This window comes from Fusibacter sp., from assembly GCF_057447755.1.
Genome location: NZ_JBVBZF010000411.1, coordinates 1 through 2,784, shown reverse-complemented (window position 1 = coordinate 2,784; position 2,784 = coordinate 1). Strand labels below are relative to the sequence as shown.

3 protein-coding genes are annotated in these 2,784 nt (G+C 36.0%); 2 read left to right on the top strand and 1 reads right to left on the bottom strand.

The genetic code is table 11. The annotated features are described in order from the left end of the window. The first annotated feature begins 522 nt into the window (after nucleotides 1-522). Together AC220I_RS20970 and AC220I_RS20965 are read left to right on the top strand one after the other, a co-directional pair. Nucleotides 523-978, top strand: a complete 456-nt coding sequence (locus AC220I_RS20970) for a zinc ribbon domain-containing protein (protein ID WP_486725819.1) — start codon at nucleotides 523-525, stop codon at nucleotides 976-978. 13 nt (nucleotides 979-991) lie between these two features. Next, nucleotides 992-2,023, top strand: a complete 1,032-nt coding sequence (locus tag AC220I_RS20965; protein ID WP_486725818.1) for a hypothetical protein — start codon at nucleotides 992-994, stop codon at nucleotides 2,021-2,023. A 280-nt stretch (nucleotides 2,024-2,303) separates the two neighbouring features. Here AC220I_RS20965 and AC220I_RS20960 read toward each other — a convergent pair. Beyond that, nucleotides 2,304-2,784: phosphotransferase (locus AC220I_RS20960; protein ID WP_486725817.1), on the bottom strand; the 481-nt coding region annotated here is incomplete at its 5' end.

The window sequence follows — 2,784 nt, the reverse complement described above, 5'->3', positions numbered from 1 at the left end:
CATGCAGGCAACCGTCTTGGCGGTAATGCACTTACCGATATCTTTACCTTTGGTAGAATTGCTGGTAAAACTGCAGTTGAAGAAATGTAATTGGTGGATATAATAGACATCGTAAAATAATCAATCTTATTATAATTAGTCCTGGACATAAAATTTGTTCAGGGCTTTTTTTATATAAATAAGTGACGGCATTTTTATAGGATGCCTGCTGAAAAAGTATGATTATGTGAAGACCTCACCGTAACAATAAAATATTGGGTGGCATAGCCAAGTTAATAATTGAGCGTTCATGGTGCGTTTATGGTGGTAAATTTGAAAAACAATTAAAAATGGAATAATATTACATAAAATACATTGACAAACATCAGAGCCATATATTATTATTATTAAAAAGTGTATAATTACAACTAGTTCTGTTGACTTGTTAAAAAGCTGACACAAGATCTGCTGAAGATAAGACACGAGCATTATTGCAACGAATTAAAGCGCTTCAAGTAAAAAAGATGAAAGAGAGGAAAATTAATGTCACTTTTTAATAAGCTGAATACTTTAGCAAAAAGTATAGGTGATGCAACCAGTGATGCAATTGAGAGCAACAGTATAAACAGTAGGCTGAGTCAAGAAAAGGCTGAAGTCACTGATATTTTGGCTGAAATTGGTAAAATTTATTATGGGGACTACAAGGCGGGTGTTCAGTTTAATGATGAGATTCTGGATTTAATGAAAAGGGTCGACGCCCATGTGGAAAATGTAAAAAATTTAGAAAACCAGCGAAAGGGAATAAATGAGCGAAATCAGAATCAGGGGGTAAAGTGCAATTCGTGTGGCTGCAATAACAGCGACGAAAATAAATTTTGTAGAGAATGTGGAGGCAGTCTAATCCCAGAGCCAGTGCAAATGAAAACTTGTCTTAGTTGTGGTAGTTCTGTGATAAATGAGTCCGTTTTCTGTGGTGAATGCGGGACTAAAGTTGAATAGGGGAGGAATCAAGATGAACGCTAAAGAGATATATAATAAAACCATGCCGTTTAATATGGCTAGACTGGTATTAGGGCTTACTACCGTTGGATTGTCTTTGCTTCTTTTGGCAGTACTTGAAGGAATCGGTTGGCTATTTGGAAGTAATGGCCTAATAATAACCTTCTTTATATGGCTGTCGGGTACTGGTGCAATACGCTTCTTTATCATGCACTATATGGGTTATATGGTTAAAGCAGGTCATGTTGCAGTTGTTTCTGAAGCTGTCATTAAAGGTGTAATTCCTGAAAATCAAGTAGACTATGGTAAGCAGAAAGTTACTGAGCGTTTCGTAACCTCAAATGCGTTTTTTGTCATAGACAATTTGGTTACGGCATCTGTCAAACAAGTACAAAGAGGGATTGAGAAAATGAGTGGCGCACTTGATTTTATTCCAGGGATTGGATTTGTCACAAGTCTAGCTCAATTCTTTGTGTCCATATCACTTGGATATGTTGATGAATGCTGCCTGGGTTATACATTTTATAAAGCAGAACAGGGTGCGTTTGAAAGTGCGGCAGATGGTGTTGTTATATACGCTCAAAACTGGAAAGGATTACTTAAAAGTGCTGCAGTAACAATGCTTAAAGTTCTTGTAATCCTTGTGGTTTTAACATTTCTCGCTTTCCTTGCAATTGGATTTATATTTAAAGCGCTTCATTGGAGTGCTTTCATAGCCTTTTTGTTAGCATGCATGATCGTTTGGGTAATTAAATTTGCCTTTATCGATAGTTACATAATGATAAACATGATGACGACTTACATGAGTGTTGCAGAAACAACAGAAATCTCTTATGATTTATACGATAAACTTTGTGGCCTTTCTGGTAAATTTAAAGAACTCTTTAATAAAGGAAAAAATGAGTCGTCTGGCAACAAAACCAGTGATCAAATTTTCAGAACTCAAAGCGGGCAAACAGATATAAAACCTAATTTCTGCGGAAAATGTGGTTCAAAAAATGGCTTTGAAACAAAGTTTTGCACGACTTGCGGTGAGAAGGTATAGGAAATGGTCTTTAACCTATCCACATAGGTGATTGATTAAAAATAATCACCCATAAATTAACGACTAGAATAAATCTGAAGGGGTTTGTCCTAGTCGTTTTAATTTATCATATAAACATAATGGATAGGGCGTAAAGTGTAGTGAGGTCGATTGGAAATCAGAAGCAAAACCTATAAAACTGATAGTTGTAAATGGGATAATAAAAGAAGGTCACTATCTAGGCGGTGATAGGCACAAGGCAACTTATGCTCATGCGATTATCACAAGAAAGTATGTCCAATTAGATTTGAGTTAGTTTGTTAATCCAGAACATAAAATCAGAAGGATCTTTATCATAATCAAGTGCTTTTTCCCAAAGTTGCATGCAGCAAACCGTAAAGATGCCAATCTCCAATAATGAATGCCATAGGGGTTCAGAGATTTTGCCTATTATCTTTTCGAGTTCAGTTCTATAAAGATCTATGGTTTCTTCGTAATCGACACCCAACCAAGTCGTCGTTGCGATATACCAGAAAAGGTCAACAGTGCATGGTGCAAAACCACTAAATGCGAAGTCAATTAAAGTAATAACTTGATTTTTTTCGCTATAACCAATATTGTTAGGGCGATAATCACCGTGTATAAAGGTACATGGTAAACTAGAATAGCGTTCGATGAAGGTCTGAGGACTCATAAATAGCTCGTAATGTTGTTTTGAAAGTAAAGTCTTTGCTTTTTTCCAACCATTCTCGATTAGTAGGTTGATTCTTTGTGTATTTCTT